Raw genomic sequence first — 15,137 nt, 5'->3', positions numbered from 1 at the left:
ATGACGCGACTGAACAGGCGGTGTGGCGCTACCACCGCCATAACTCTTATCTCCTTGATGTGCTCGACCGCCGGCGTCGCGCAGCAGCCGGGCGGCGACGATCCGCTGGTCGCGCGCCGCTCCTTCTACCTGCCGATGCGTGACGGGGTTCGCCTCGCGGTGAACGTGTACCGGCCCGCCAAGGCGGGTGTGGCGGACACCGCCAAGGCGCCGGTGGTGTTCGCCTTCACGCCGTACCGCGCGCGCTATTACGACAAGGGCAAGCTGGTCGAACTGCTCGACTCGCGCGAGTTCGGGCTGCGCAACTTGGTCCATGCGGGCTATGTCGTCGCCACCGCCGACATTCGCGGCAAGGGGGCATCGTTCGGCGCGCGGCGCGGCTTCCTCGACCAGACCGAGGCCAAGGATGGGGCGGAGATCGTCCAGTGGCTCGCGCACCAGCCGTATTCGAGCGGTGACGTCGGGCTGATCGGCTGTTCGTACCTCGGCGGCACCGCGATGCTGGTGGCGGGCGCGGCGCCGCCGGCGGTGAAGGCGGTGTTCGCCGCCGCAACCGATTGGGACAAATACGAGTTCGTGTCGCGTGGCGGCATCACCGGCCAGTTCAACACGCGGCCGGAGGAATCGACCGCGATCGACCTCGCCAGCGTGCCGGTCGACGGCGACACCGGCGGCGTGCTGCTGAAGCAGGCGGTCGCGCAGCACGCCGGCAATACGCCGATGGCGCCCTTGTGGTACGGCATTCCGTATCGCGACAGCATGTCCGCGCTGACCGGTACGCGATTTTGGGAAGAGGTCGGTCCGTATACCCATAAGGCGGCGCTGACGCGGCCCGGAATGGCGTGGTACCTGTGGGGCAACTGGAACGACGAGCCGACCGAGCAGATCATCCGCGCCGCGGCGAACCTGCCCGCCAAGATGATCATCGGTCCGGGCAGCCACTGCGAACCGCCCAAACAGTTCGACATCAACACCATCCAGAAACGTTTCTTCGACCGCTATCTGAAAGGCGAGCGGAACGGCATCGATACCGAGCCCAAATATGCATGGTGGCGGCAGGATGGCAGCGGCGGCGAACTGATCCGCTCCAACACGCTGCCGGGTGTCGGGGTGAAGCGTACCAGTCTGTTCTTGCAGCCTGATGGTGGTGTTCGCAGCGGTATGCTTGCCGACAAACCTGGCGGCAGCCCCACGCTCGATTACCCGATCGACTACAATATCTCCACCGATGCCTATTTCCCGTTCTGGCCCGAGACGCCGGATGCGCGCGCGGCGGTGTTCACCAGTCCCGCGCTGGCCGAGCCGGCGACGATCGAGGGCTATTCGGTGGTGTCGATCCGCGCCGCCGCCGATGGCCCGCAAGCCAACATCTTCGCCTATCTTGAAGACGTCGATCCCAGCGGCAAATCGGTCGTGCTGGCACAGGGCCGACTGGCGGCGAGCCACCGCAAGTTGAGCAAGCCGCCCTACGACGACCTCGACCTGCCATACCATTCCGGGCTGAAGCGCGACGCGGAGCCGCTGGTGCCGGGGCAGCCGGCGACGTTGGTGTTCGACCTTTCGCCACGGTCTTACGTGGTGCCGGCGCATCACCGTCTGCGCGTCGCCCTCGCCGGCGCCGACCCGCGCCAGCGCAACCTCGCCGCGATCAAGGACGGGCTTGCCAAACGCTGGACGATCTACGGCGCGGCATCACGCATCGACATTCCATTCAAAACACCGGTCCGTTTCGAGGCCGGCACCGAAAAGAGCATGGGAGAGGCAAAATGACGACGAACATGATGCGAGGTCTGGCGCGATCGGGCGTAGCGGTTGCGGCGTTGATCTGGACGGGCGCGGCCTATGCGCAGGCGGTCACGCCGGAGCCGGGCCAGAATGCCCCCGCCACGCAGGTGCCCGACGAAACCGATGCGGCGCGTGCGCAGCTCAGCACCAGCGGCACCGCGCTGCCGCCGGACGCCACGACCACGCAGGCGCCTGCGGACGTGGTCGTCACCGGCAGCCGTATTCGCGGTGTCGCGCCGGTTGGTTCGTCGCTGATCGAACAGACGCGTGCGGATCTGCTCTCCTCGGGCGCGACCAATACCACGCAGCTGGTGCAGAACCTGCCGCAGGTGATCAACCAGGGCGTGAGCGAAGGCAGCCGCAGCACCTCGGGCGGTGCTGGCAACATCACCTACAGCTCGGGCTTCAACATTCGCGGTATCGGCCCGTATGCCACGCTGACACTGCTCAACGGCCACCGCATCGTGCAATCCGGCTCGTCGGGCGGTCTGCCCGATCCGAGCGCGATCCCGACCATCGCGGTCGAGCGGGTCCAGGTGGTCGCGGACGGCGCCTCGGCGATCTACGGCTCGGACGCGGTGGCGGGCGTGGTCAACCTCATCACGCGGCGGCGCTTCAACGGGCTGGAAGCGCGCGCGCAATACGGCCTCGCGGCCGATCAGGGCTATAACCAGTACAACATCGGCATCATCGGCGGACATAGCTGGGGAACCGGCAACCTGACGTTGTCGTACGAACATAGCGGCCACGGCGCGCTTAACGGCCGCGACCGCGACTTCTACGGTGCGGATCTGCGCGCGCGCGGCGGTGGCGATTACCGCGGCACCCAGTGCAACCCGGCCAACATCGCGATCAACGGCACCAACTACGCGCTGCCCGGCCTGGTCGCGGGGTCGGTCAACAAGTGCGACACGCTGAAAACGCAGGATCTCATCCCGGCGCAGCGGCGCGACAGCGTGATGGGATCGGTCACGCAGGAGATCGGCTCGCGTATCACCCTGACCGGTGACCTGCTCTACACACGCCGCGATTTCCAGTTCAACCCGGCGCTCACCACCGCGACGGTGGTGCTGCCCAGCACCAACCCGTATTTCATCCTGCCGCCCGGCGTGGTGGCGACGTCGGAGACGGTGCAGACCAATTTCGGCGGGCAGGGGCCGGTCAACAGCACGCGCGGCTTCTCCAAGGTGCTGGAGGGTACGGCGGGTCTCAACTGGAAAATGTTCGGCGACTGGCAGCTCGACGCGAGCTACACCTATGGCCGCGACGAAAGCCTCAGCACCTCGACGCAGGGCGTGAACAACGGCGCGCTTGCCGCCGCGCTTGCCAGCGCCAACCCGGCGACCGCGATCAACCCGTTCGGTGGCAACAGCGCGGGCGTGCTCAATAGTGTCTTCAACCAGGTGTTCGGCGCACCCGGCGTGAATGAAGAGCATGAGGGCGAAGTCAGCGTTTCGGGCTCGCTGTTCCACCTGCCCGGCGGCAACGTGCGCGCGGCGCTTGGTGGCGAATATGTGCGGGAGAGCATCTATACCGGCCTCGACAGCGGGCCGGCGAATGCGGTCAATTCCTCGCGCACCTATGCCGCGCGCAATATCAAGTCGGTGTTCGGCGAACTGCGCGTGCCGATCTTCGGCGACGATAACTCTATCCCCGGTTTTCATGCGCTCGATCTGTCGCTCGCCGGGCGGTACAGCGACTATTCGGATGTCGGCCACACCAGCAACCCGAAGATCGGCATAAATTGGGAGCCGGTACGCGGGCTGAAGCTGCACGGCAGCTACGGCACGTCGTTCCGTGCACCGATCCTCACGCAGATCAAGGGCGCGGTCGATGCGTTGTTCATCCAGAACTACAACACACCGAACGGTGTGGTGACGGGCGCGACGCTGTCCGGCTTCGCCAACGGCAACCCGCTGACGCCCGAACACGCGCGCACCTGGTCGCTGGGGGCCGATCTCGTTCTGCCGGCGCTGCCGAACTTCCGGGCGAGCGTGAACTATTTCAACATCGACTATACCGGCCAGATCAACGCCATCCTGTCCGACCTGTCGATCCTGCAGGGCGGCGCATCGGCATCGCAATATGCCGATCGCATCGTCCAGGGCGCGCCGGCGGCGGCCTTGATCCAGCAATTCGTGCAGCAGGGCTATCCTGTGTTCGGCGTGCTGCCCAACAACCCGACGCTGTTCGTGTACGGGCAGAACGTCAACGCCGGCAAGACGCTGGCGGAGGGGCTGGACTTCCAGCTGTCGTACCGGCTCAGCCACTTCAACATCGCCACCAACGGCACGTACTTCACGCGCTACCGTACCGCTGTGTCGACCGTCGCGCCGTTCCTCGACAGCGTGAACACGATCTTCAACCCGCCGCGCTTCCGCTCGCGCAGCTCGGTCGGGTATGACAACAACGGCACCAGCGCGGTGGTGTTCTGGAACTACACCAACTCGTACAAGAACAACCGCGTCACGCCGACGCAGACGGTGAAGGATTACTCCACCTTCGACCTGCACGTCGCGCACCGCTTCGACGGCATGCTGAGCGACAAGAACAAGCTGACGCTGGCGGTGGATGTATCGAACCTGTTCAATGTCGATCCGCCGTTCGTCAACATCCCGGAAAGCCCGAACGGCGGCGGTGGGTTCGACCCGACCGTGTCCAATCCGATCGGGCGGATCATCTCGATCTCGGCAACCGTCTCGCTATGACGGTACGGCGGTCTGTATGTCTGAAAGGCGGGGGCGCGGCGCGTGCCCCCGCCCTGCGGCGGCGATCACTTGCGGAAGACGGAATCGTAAACCCGGTCGAGCAGGCCGCTCAGCACCTGGAGATCGTGCGGGCCAAGCACGTTGAGCACGTCCTGTTCGACATCGGCCAACCGGGCGAACAGCTTGACCAGCGCAGCCTCACCGACCTCGGTGGTGTACAGCGCATGGCGCCGCCGGTCGTCGGGCGAGCGACGGCGTTCCGCCATGCCGAGCCGTTCGAGATCATCGACGACGGCAACCGCCGCCGATTTGTCGAGCCCGACCTCACGCGAAAGTTTTGCCTGCGAGAGACCGGGATTGGCGGAGATGATGGCGAGCGCGGAGAACTCACCCGGGCGCAGCCCGATCGCGACGCTTTGCGTACTGAACGCGCCGGACAACTGGTTCTGGATACGCCGCAGCCGAAAACCGATGAAATTGCCGAGCCGGCCAAGTTCGAGATGTTCTTCGTTGACGGCTTTGGGTCGGGTTGGAGCAGGCATATACCGGCCTTAGTCAATCAAGTTGGTCAAACAAAGCGTGTTTATGACACGCCGCGATTGGCGCGCGACTGGCGCATGGCGGAGCGTTACACGCGGTTATGAACGACACCGATCAGATCCTGACGGACGCGACGACGCCGATTGGCCCTGAGCCTGTGCCGAACGCGCGATCCGCCACCGCGTACATACGGCGGGGGGCGCTCGGCGTCGGCGCGGTCGCGTTGTTGCTGGCGATGGCGACAGACGCGCTTGCGGTCGCGGGACGGCACCTTGGCTTCACCTTCCTCGGCGCGATCGAGATTTTTGAGGCTTGCGTGGTGATCGCCGCGACCTCTGCGATCGTTATCGCCACGATCGACCGCAGCCATGCGCGCGTTCGTATCCTGCTGGAGCAGGTCGGCGCGGGCGTGGCGGGCGCGCTCGATCGTGCGGCCGATCTGGTCAGCGCGTTGGTCTTCGTGGTGCTGATCGCCGGCTCGGTGTGGCTGGCGAGCGATCTTTGGAACGGGCATGAGGTTACCGAAGTGCTGAACCTGCCGGTGCGCTGGCTGCGCGCGATCTGGATCGCGGGCGCGGTGCTGGCGGCGGCGATCTTCACCGGCCAAGCCGTGTGGCGGCGGACATGACGATGATCCCCGAAGTCGCCGGTGTGATCGGCATCGTCTGCCTGCTGGGCGTTCTCGCGCTTGGTCTGCCGATCGGGGTGAGCCTGATCGTGATCGCGGTGGGCGGGCTGTCGCTCCTGATCTCACCGGAGGCGGCGCTTATCAAGGCGGGCGTGGTCAGTTTCTCGACGATCAGCCGCTATGAATTAGGCGTGCTGCCGTTGTTCGTGTTGATGGCGCATCTGTGCTTCGCGGCCGGCGCCAGTCGCGACTTCTTCGATACCGCCGCGCGCTTCGTCGGGCATCGGCGCGGCGGCCTCGCCATCGCCTCGATAGGCGGGTGCGCCGGGTTCGGCGCGATCAGCGGGTCAAGCCTCGCGACCGTCGCCACCGTCACGTCGGTGGCGCTGCCGGAGATGCGCAAGGCGAATTACGCGCCATCGTTCGCAACGGGTGCACTGGCGGCGGGCGGTACGCTCGGTTCGCTGGTGCCGCCCTCGGGCGCGTTGATCGTGTTCGGCATCGTTGCGGAACAATCGATCGGCAAGCTGTTCGCCGCCTCGATCATCCCCGGGCTGACGCAGGCGCTGTTCTACGTCATCGCGATTTCGGTGATGTGCCGGATCAACCCGGCCCTCGGCCCGCGCACCGCACGCGTGCCTTGGGGGCAGCGGATGGCCGGACTGGTGCGGGTGATCGACATCGCCGCGCTGATCCTGTTCGTGATCGGCGGGCTGTTCATCGGCTGGTTCACGCCGACCGAGGCGGCGTCGGTCGGCTCGGTCGCGGCACTGCTGCTGTGCTGGTGGCGCGGAAAGCTCACCCGCGCGGCGGTGATGGGCGCGCTCGACGCGACCTTGCGCACGACCGGCATGATCTACCTCGTCATTATCGGAGCGCTGCTGTTCGCGACATTCGTCAGCGTAACCGGGGTGGCGGGTGCGCTGGCGGGTGCGGTCGGCAGCTTCCATGCCTCTCCGGTGCTGACGATCGTGGCGATGGCGGTGGCGCTGCTGGTGCTGGGATCGTTCCTCGACGGCATAGCGCTGATGCTGCTGACCACCCCGATCTTCCTGCCGATCATCCACGAACTGCACATGAGCCCAATCTGGTTCGGCATATTCCTGGTGCGGACCATGGAGATCGGTTTCGTCCACCCGCCGCTCGGCCTCAACGTCTATGTCATTCAGGGCATCGCCAAGGATATCCCGCTGGCGACGATCTTCCGTGGAATCGTGCCGTTCCTGATCGTCGATTTCCTCCACCTCGCGCTGCTGATCGCGGTGCCGATGCTGGCGCTGTGGCTGCCGGGGAGGATGGGATGAAGTACCTCACGCTTCTGTGCATGGCAGCGGCGATGCTGCTCGCCGGCTGCACGCGGCCGGACCCCAACGTGACGACTCTCACTTACGCCAGCCCGTACCCGCCGAGCCATCCGTTCAGCAAAGCGGATATCACGTGGATGAAGTGGGTGGAGGCGGCGTCGCATGGTCGTATCAAGATCCACCCGCTGTGGAGCGGCGCGCTGCTGTCGAGCGACCAGAGCATGGAGGAGATTCGCCACGGCGTCGCCGATGTCGGGCTGATCACGCCGATCTACACGCTCGGCAACGCACACGCGCAACGCGCACAGGTCGGCTTCTACGGGCATGTCGGCTCGATCGCGCAGCAGGTCGGCGTGTATAAGTGCCTGCTCGCGACCTTCCCGGTGCTGCGCGACGAACTGAAGGGCCTGCACGTGCTGGCGGTGCAGGGCGGCAATCTGCCCGGTATCCTCACCCGCACGCGGGCGATTCACAGCCTCGCCGATCTGCGCGGCCTGCGCATCCGCTCGCCGGCCGAGAACACCGCAGTGCTGCGCGCGCTCGGCGCCGATCCGGTCGATATGCCGATGGGGGCGGTCTATCCCGCGCTTGCCAAGGGCGTGATCGACGGCGTGATCGCACCGGCCGACACCCTGAAAAGCCTGAACTTCGCAGAGGTTGCGTCGCACTTCGCGACGCTGAAGGTCAGCCGTGGCGCGTATCCGGCACGTGCGATGAACGCCGCGCGCTGGAACGCGCTGCCGCGTGATCTCCAGCAGATCCTCGCCCGCAGCGAAACGGTGTGGGAGGACGCGCTTAACCAACAGATCACCACCGCCGAGCAGATCGGCCGCGCCTATGGCGAGCAGCACCATGTCGCGTTCGTGCCGGTGCCAGCCGCCGATCAGGCGCGCTTCGACGCGCTGTACGACCGCGACTCCGCCGCCACCGCCGCATCGCTCATCCGCTTCGGTGTCGATGGCACACCAATCTTCCAAGAAGCCCAGCGGCTTATCCGATCATCGCCGGACGGCAGCGCGCCCCTCTGCCCACCGGCCGCACCCAACACGCGACAGGAACCGAAATGACCAACACCCAATCCCGCCCGCTCGAAGGCCTGCGCGTGATCGACCTTACCCGTGCGCTCGCCGGGCCTTATGCGACGTTGCTGCTTGCCGGGCTCGGCGCCGAAGTCATCAAGGTCGAAGACCCGCACGGCGGTGATCTCGCGCGGGACAACAGCCCCTATGTCGGGCGCGACGGCATAACTGTCGAGCGCACGCATGACGACGACATCTCGATCTCGCACCTCGCCCGCGCGCGTGGCAAACGCGGTGTGTCGCTCAACCTGAAGTCCGAGGCTGCGCGCGGCGTATTCGCCGACCTGTGCGCCCACGCCGATATCGTGGTGGAGAATTTCGCCGCCGGCACCGCCGACAGGCTCGGCGTGGGCTACGATGTCGCCAAGGCAGCCAAGCCCGACATCATCTATTGTTCGCTGTCGGGTTTCGGGGCGGATCGTCCGGACGGCAAGGCGATGGATGTCATCATCCAGGCGCTGTCGGGCGCGATGTATACCAGCGGCGATCCCGATGCGCCGCCGGTGCGGATGGGCATCCCGGTCGCCGACATGCTCGCGCCGGTGTTCGCGGTGATCGGCATCCTCTCCGCATTGGAACAGCGCCATCGCACCGGCGAGGGGCAGCATATCGACGTGTCGATGCTTGGTGCGCTCACCTCGTTCGTTGCGATCGAGAACTGGTCCGCGCTGGCCGCCGCCGGCATGCCGGCGCGGACCGGGCTTACCGTGCAGCGGCTGTCGCCGTTCGGCGTGTTTGCCTGTGCCGACGGCTATGTCGCCATCGTGGGCGTACACGAAAAGCTCGCGCAGGGTCTGTTCCGCGCGATGGAGCGGCCGGAACTGGGCAAGGACCCGCGCTTCGCCGGGCGTGACCTGCGCGTGGCCAACGCGACTGTGCTGGAGGCGGAGATCACCGCTTGGTCCTCGCAGCATACGGTGGCGCATGTCGTGGCGGCGTTGCAGGCGGAAGGCGTGCCGGTCGCGCCGGTCCGCCACCCGGAGGAGGCGCTGATCGACCCGCGCGTGGTCGAACGCGGCGAGACGATGCCGCTCGCGCACCCGTCTTACCCTTCCACGGTCGACCTGCGCAGCGTCGGCGTGCCGATCACCTTTTCGTCGGCGCGGACGGGCTTCGACGAGGTGCTGCCGGTTCATATCGGCGAGCATAATGCCGAGGTATTCCGCGATCTGCTCGGCTATGACGATGCGCGTATCGCCGCGCTGGCGCTCGACGGGGCGATCTGATGACCGGAGCCGCGAACGCACTGGCCGCGATCGCGGCGGCCTATCGTGATCCCGATGCGGTCGCGCGTGGACTGGCGGCGGATGGGCGGCGGGTGATCCGCACGATCGGCAGCGATGCGCCGGATGCGTTCCTGCGGGCGGCGGGGTTCGCGCCGGTGCGGGTGGCGCCGCCAGATATGGCGACTCCGCGTGCTGACGCGCTGATCGGGCCTGCGACGGCCCGCAGACGCATGCACCGGCTGCTCGAATGGCTGCTCGATCCCGCCCAGGCCGACACACCCATTCTCATCACCCGCGCCGACAGCGAACAGCCGCAACTGTTCGCCGCCTTGCGGGAACTTCGGCGGCTCGGCGCGGCGGGGCCGAAGCGGTTCGCGATGCTGGATCTGCTGCATCAGCCGCGCGAGAGTTCCCGGGCGTATAATCGCGGGCGGCTCGCGCAGCTTGGCGCATGGTTGACCGAACAGGGCGGGGTGGTGCCAACCGACGACACGATCGCTGCCGGGCATGTCGTCGAAGCGCAGTTGCGGGAGCGCGCGCTGATGGTCCACGCGCAGCGCAGCGCCGCGTCGCCGACCCTGGGCGGAACCGACTTCCTCCGCATCGTCGGCGCATCGGCGGTGCTGCCGCCAGACGTCCTGACCGCGCACCTGGACGCGATTCTCGCCGCGCCCGCCGCGCCAGTGGTGGCCGCCCGCAGGATCTGGGTAACGGGCAGCGCACCCGAAGACGACCGCGTCTACGCCGAGATCGAGCGGGACGGCGCGGTGATCGTCGGCGAAAGCCACGATTGGGGCTTGGCGCGGTTCCGCGTACCACCCGCCGGAACGCTGGAAGAGTTCAGCCAGCCTGACCGACTCGCTCCCCTGACGGCACGCGGGATCGCAACGCTGGCGGGAGAGGCTATCGCCGATGCGCGCACTGTCGGTGCCGACACGATCATCAACCTCGCGCTCGACGGCGATGAAGTGGCACCATGGCTGGTCAAGCCGCTGCGCGCGCAGGCGGGCGGATTGCAGATCGCGCCATTCGTGCGTCCGGCCCCGCCCGAAGCGGCTCCCGAACGATCCGCCTCCACAGCGCCACGCATCGCACCGGAGCGCAGCCGCAAGGCGCTGAACGTCGCGGCGGATTTCGGCGCCTATCAACGCGAGTGGTTTGCGGGCATCCGCGCCGCGGTGGCGGACGGTGCCCCGTTCGCGGTGGTAAACGCCAACGCCCCGCAGGAGATTCTCCGCGCATTCGGCGTGCCGTTCGTGGTCAACCAGTGGTGGGCGTCGATCGTCGCGGCGAAGCGACAGTCCAGGCGCTATCGTGGCCTGCTTGCCGATCACGGCTATCCCGCTGACGTTGAGGCGTACAGCACGCAGGCGCTGGCGGCGGCGTTCGATGACGATGCGGATCAAGCGCCCTGGGGCGGCTTGCCATCACCTGATTTCGTTCACGCCATCGCCTCGTCCGATCCGACACCCGCCATCTTTGAAGCGATGGCGGTCGAGCATGCCGCCGCCCGCTTCGTCTACGAACGCACCGTCGATCCGCGACCGGAGATCGAGACGCGCTGGTGGGAGGTGATGCACGATGATTGGGAGGTCGCGCTCGAGCCGGAGCGGCTCGACCTGCTCGTCGCGGAACTGCGCGCCGTCGTCGCCGAGATCGAGCAGGCGACCGGTCGCAGCTTTGACGAAGCGCGCTTCCGCGAGGTGATGACGCTGGTGAATGAACAGGAGAGCTACTACCGCGCGACCCGCGACCTGATCGCGCGGGCGGTGCCGGCGCCGATCAGCATTGTCGACAGCATGCCCGCGACGATGGTGCCGCAGTGGCACCGTGGCAGCGTGTGGGCGCGCGATGCGGCGCGGGCGTTTCACGACGAGGTGGCGGCGCGCGTCGCTGCCGGGCAGGGCGTGACGAACGAGGAGCGCGTTCGCCTGATGTGGGTGGGGCGCGGCCTGTGGAGCGATACCGCGTTCTACCAGCGCTGGGAGGAGAGCCATGGCGCGGTGTTCGTGTGGTCGATGTACCTCGCGCTCGCGGCGGACGGATATATCCGCAACTTCGATGGCGGGCGCGATCCGATGCGGGCGCTTGCCGCGCGGTTTCTGACGATGGGGGACGAACTGCGGATGCCGAGCTGGTCAGGGCCATGGCATGTGCACGAGGCGCAGTCGCACCAGATCGACGGTGCCGTCGCGCTCTCCGATGCCGATCCCTTCACCGTGCGCGCGCTGGTCGATGCCGGGATCCCGGTGCTGGAACTCGGCGTCGACAATTTCGCGCTCGGGCCGGACGATCTCGAGCGGCTGAACACGCGTGTCGTGGCATTCATCGAAGGTCCGGCAGGCGCGCGTGGGGCGGCGCGGCTGGGCGGAGCGGCGTGAGCGGTCCACTCACCGGGGTGCGCGTGCTGGAGTTCTCACGCTATCTGCCGGGCACCTATTTCGGCTGGATCGCGGGTGACATGGGGGCCGATGTGATCCGCATCGAACATCCCCGTGAACTCGCGAAATCCGAGGCGATGTTCGGCGCGAGCGGCGATGCCACGGCGATGCGACGCGATCGCGCCCGGCCGACCTATACGCGCAACAAGCGCAGCATCACGCTCAACCCCGGCCACCCGGACGCGCGACGCGTGCTCGACCCGTTGATCGCGTCGGCGGACGTGCTGGTGGAGGATTTCCGGCCCGGCACGATGGCGCGGCTCGGGCTCGGTTACGACGCGGTGGCGGCGATCAACCCGCGGCTGGTCTATGCCTCGGTCAGTTTCGCTGGGCAGCACGGCCCGCTCGCGCACCGTGCCGGGCATGATCCTGCCGCGCTGGCGGCGGCGGGGGTGTTGTCGCGGCTGAACGGTCAGCCGGTGCCGACGCTGCCGGGGGTTCAGGTCGCCGATGTGATGGCGGGCGCGCACGCGACGATCGCGATCCTGCTTGCCCTGGCGGCGCGCGCGGCAAGCGGGTGCGGGTCGCATGTCGACGTGGCGATGATCGACGCGGCGATGCCCTTGCTGATGGTCGGCCTCGGCCGTGCCGATGATCCCGGCGATGTCGGTGCGCCCGACGGCGCATGGCATCCGAAGGGCGGGGTGTGGCGCTGCGCCGACGCAGCCTATCTGTGCACCACCGACATGGAACCACGCTATTGGGCGCGCTTCTGTGAGGCGATCGGAAGGCCCGATCTTGTCGCGCACCAGTTCGACGTCGCAGCATATCCGGCGATCCATGCCGACCTCGTCACGCTGTTCGCAAGCCGACCGCGCGCCGACTGGCTGGCGCTGTTCGAACGGGCGGACACGCAGGCGATGCCGGTCCTCACGCCGGGCGAAGCGCTGCGCCACCCCAACGTTGCCGCACGCGGGATGCATGTGGAACTCGACCTAGCCAGCGGCGGTACGGTGGAGCAGATCGGAACGCCGTTCACGATTAGCGGCGTGACGCCCGGCCCACACCGCGCGGCGCTGCTGCCTGGCCACGACCGCGACGCCATCCTGACCGAGATCGGGTTTGCGCAAGACGAGATCGACAGCCTGGCGGCAAGCGGCGTGTTCTCCAGCACGCAAGGTGCCGGCGCATGAGCGCGCTACTCGGCCTGAGAGTGATCGACTTCACGCACGCCATTTCCGGACCGACCTGCACCAACATGCTGGCGCAGCTCGGCGCCGAGATCGTCAAGATCGAGCCGCCGGGGCGTGGCGACGGCTTTCGCCATTATACCGAACATGGCGGCGCGCCGTTGCTCAGCATCCCGTTCGCCGCGATCAACGCGGGCAAGCAGTCGCTCGCACTCGATCTCAAGAGCGCGGCGGGCCAGCGCATCGCACGCGATCTCATCGCCACCGCCGATGTGGTGGTGGAGAACTTCCGGCCCGGCGTGATGGCGCGGTTGGGGCTTTCGCCCGACGATCTGCGCGCCGCCGACCCGGACCTGATCGTCGTGTCGATCAGCGGCTTCGGGCAGGATGGGCCAATGGCGCACTATGGCGCGTACGATCACATCGCGCAGGCTGCTTCGGGTATCGCGGCGATGAACGCGACCGCGGACGGGCCGCTCAAGATCGGCATCCCGATCATCGATTCCTTCACCGGCTATGTCGCTGTTATCGCGCTGCTGGCGGCGCTCCGCACGCGCGACGCGGGTGGTGGGGGCGCGCATCTCGACATCGCCATGCTCGATGCGGCGTTGAAGCTCGTCAACACGTCGGTGGCGGTGCATTCGGCGACGGGTACGGTGCCGATGGGGACGGGAAATCGCGGGTTTCGTCTCGTCGCGACGTCGGAGTTCTACCCGACCGGCAACGGCTGGATCGCCCTGGGCGCCAACGAACAGACGCAGGTCGCCGCGCTGTTCCGGGTGCTTGGCCATCCGGCGATGATCGACGATCCACGCTTCGCCACGCATTCGGCGCGCACCGCGCACTACGCGGACTTACGGGCATGGCTGATCGAAACGCTGGCCGGCTTCGACGCGGCGATGCTGGAGCGCGATCTTGTCGCGGCCGGCGTCGCGGCGGTCCGATTGCGGGATGTCGGCGAGATCGCGGGTGATCCGCACATTCGCCAGCGCGGAACGCTCGAACAGGTCGAGGTGCCGGGGGACGAACGCCCGCTCGACGTGGTCGCCGGGTTCGCCGACGCGGCGCGGGTCGGCGCGCGGGTGCCGCTGCTCGGGGAGCATGGCGACGCGGTGCTCGCCGCACTCGGCCTCGATCCGGCGGCGATCGCGGCATTGCGTCGGGACGGGGTGGTGGCGTGATCGAGATCGTCTTTCTCGGCGACCTGATCCTCGACGTGCCGGAGCCCGACCATTGGCTCGCGGGCGTGGCGCCGATCACCCGTGCCGCCGATCTTGCGATCGGGCATCTCGAAGTGCCGCATACCACGCGCGGGCAGGAGATGGTTGGCGACGTACCCGCGCCCGGTGCCGACCCGGCACACCTTGCCGCGCTGGCGCGCGCGAGGATCGGCATGGTGTCGCTTGCTGGCAACCACATCGCGGATTGCGGGCGCGAGGGCATCGTCGACACGATCGCCGAACTTGACCGGCTGGGCATCGCTCATGCCGGCGCTGGCGTCGACCTCGCGCAGGCGGGGCGGCCGGCGGTGCTGGCGCCGGATGGCGTGCGCGTAACACTGCTCAGCTACAATTGCGTCGGGCCGGAGATCAGTTGGGCGAGCGATACGCGCGCCGGCTCCAACCCGTTCGTCGTCCGCGCCGCCGATGGCGGACCGACCCGCCCGCAGGCGGACCTGATCGAGGCGGACCCGGCCTCGCTCGACAAGATGGCGCGGCAGATTGCCGATGCACGGCGCAGCGCCGACGTGGTGGTGGTGGCGCTCCACAAGGGGATCACGCACCGCCCCGCCGCGCTTGCGCCCTACGAGCGACCGGTATCCCATGCCGCGATCGACGCGGGCGCGGATATCGTTGTCGGGCATCACGCGCATATCGTGCGGGGGATTGAGATGTATCGGGGCAGGCCGATCTTCCACGGCCTCGGCAACGGCGTGGTCGTGACACATGCGCTCAGCCCCGCGCAGGACCATCCCGCTCGCGCCGAATGGGCGGAGCGGCGCAAACGGATGTTCGGCTTCGAACCGGACCCGGCCTACACGCTGGCGCCATTCCATCCGGAGGCGGTGAACGGCATGATCGGGCGATGTCGCATCGATGCCGGTACGGTCGTGGAGACGGCGTTCCGGCCGATCTGGTTCGCACCGCCCGGCCGGCCGGAGCCGGCGACGGGCACCCAGGCACAGGCGATCGCCGACTATATCGATGTGGCGGGCCAGCGTGCGGGTCTCTCTCCGCTGGACCGGACGTGGGCCGGCGAGTGGGTTCGGGTCGCCGGTTAAGCGACCCGGAGCGTT

Annotated in this window: 11 protein-coding genes; 10 read left to right on the top strand and 1 reads right to left on the bottom strand. The window is 67.6% G+C overall.

Annotation, left to right across the window (positions count from 1 at the left end):
• Positions 1-57 precede the first annotated feature (57 nt).
• Positions 58-1,770, top strand: coding sequence for a CocE/NonD family hydrolase (locus OXR00_RS06125; RefSeq protein ID WP_267387895.1), 1,713 nt, complete (start codon positions 58-60; stop codon positions 1,768-1,770).
• On the top strand, positions 1,767-4,493 hold the full coding sequence (locus tag OXR00_RS06120; protein ID WP_267387226.1) for a TonB-dependent receptor: 2,727 nt from the start codon (positions 1,767-1,769) through the stop codon (positions 4,491-4,493). Before OXR00_RS06125 ends, OXR00_RS06120 begins: the two co-directional genes overlap by 4 nt.
• A 65-nt stretch (positions 4,494-4,558) precedes the next feature.
• Here OXR00_RS06120 and OXR00_RS06115 read toward each other — a convergent pair whose 3' ends face one another.
• A complete protein-coding gene (locus OXR00_RS06115) occupies positions 4,559-5,035 on the bottom strand; it encodes a MarR family winged helix-turn-helix transcriptional regulator (protein WP_267387225.1) in 477 nt (158 codons plus the stop codon).
• A 98-nt stretch (positions 5,036-5,133) separates the two neighbouring features.
• Here OXR00_RS06115 and OXR00_RS06110 point away from each other — a divergent pair, with 98 nt between their 5' ends.
• From OXR00_RS06110 to OXR00_RS06075, 8 genes are read left to right on the top strand one after another with little or no spacing between them, the layout of a single operon-like run.
• Entirely contained in the window at positions 5,134-5,661 is a 528-nt protein-coding gene (locus OXR00_RS06110; protein WP_267387224.1) for a TRAP transporter small permease, read from the top strand.
• Positions 5,658-6,965: a TRAP transporter large permease gene (locus tag OXR00_RS06105; RefSeq protein WP_267387223.1), complete on the top strand. Its 1,308-nt coding sequence runs from the start codon at positions 5,658-5,660 to the stop codon at positions 6,963-6,965. The genes OXR00_RS06110 and OXR00_RS06105 overlap by 4 nt, the downstream gene beginning before the upstream one ends.
• Positions 6,962-8,032, top strand: coding sequence for a TRAP transporter substrate-binding protein DctP (dctP, locus tag OXR00_RS06100; RefSeq protein ID WP_267387222.1), 1,071 nt, complete (start codon positions 6,962-6,964; stop codon positions 8,030-8,032). Before OXR00_RS06105 ends, dctP begins: the two co-directional genes overlap by 4 nt.
• Positions 8,029-9,270 carry a CaiB/BaiF CoA-transferase family protein gene (locus OXR00_RS06095; protein ID WP_267387221.1) on the top strand — a complete coding sequence of 414 codons (1,242 nt, stop codon included), beginning with the start codon at positions 8,029-8,031 and terminating at the stop codon, positions 9,268-9,270. The genes dctP and OXR00_RS06095 overlap by 4 nt, the downstream gene beginning before the upstream one ends.
• Positions 9,270-11,651 carry a 2-hydroxyacyl-CoA dehydratase family protein gene (locus OXR00_RS06090; protein ID WP_267387220.1) on the top strand — a complete coding sequence of 794 codons (2,382 nt, stop codon included), beginning with the start codon at positions 9,270-9,272 and terminating at the stop codon, positions 11,649-11,651. Before OXR00_RS06095 ends, OXR00_RS06090 begins: the two co-directional genes overlap by 1 nt.
• Positions 11,648-12,844, top strand: coding sequence for a CaiB/BaiF CoA-transferase family protein (locus tag OXR00_RS06085; RefSeq protein ID WP_267387219.1), 1,197 nt, complete (start codon positions 11,648-11,650; stop codon positions 12,842-12,844). The genes OXR00_RS06090 and OXR00_RS06085 overlap by 4 nt, the downstream gene beginning before the upstream one ends.
• Positions 12,841-14,022 carry a CoA transferase gene (locus tag OXR00_RS06080; protein WP_267387218.1) on the top strand — a complete coding sequence of 394 codons (1,182 nt, stop codon included), beginning with the start codon at positions 12,841-12,843 and terminating at the stop codon, positions 14,020-14,022. Before OXR00_RS06085 ends, OXR00_RS06080 begins: the two co-directional genes overlap by 4 nt.
• Entirely contained in the window at positions 14,019-15,122 is a 1,104-nt protein-coding gene (locus OXR00_RS06075; RefSeq protein WP_267387217.1) for a CapA family protein, read from the top strand. Before OXR00_RS06080 ends, OXR00_RS06075 begins: the two co-directional genes overlap by 4 nt.
• The last annotated feature ends 15 nt before the right edge of the window (positions 15,123-15,137 follow it).

Source organism: Sphingomonas sp. GC_Shp_3, assembly GCF_026540945.1.
Classification (GTDB): Bacteria; Pseudomonadota; Alphaproteobacteria; order Sphingomonadales; family Sphingomonadaceae; genus Sphingomonas.
Note: the sequence above shows the minus strand (reverse complement) of the source record. Positions and strands in the feature narration are given on the sequence as shown.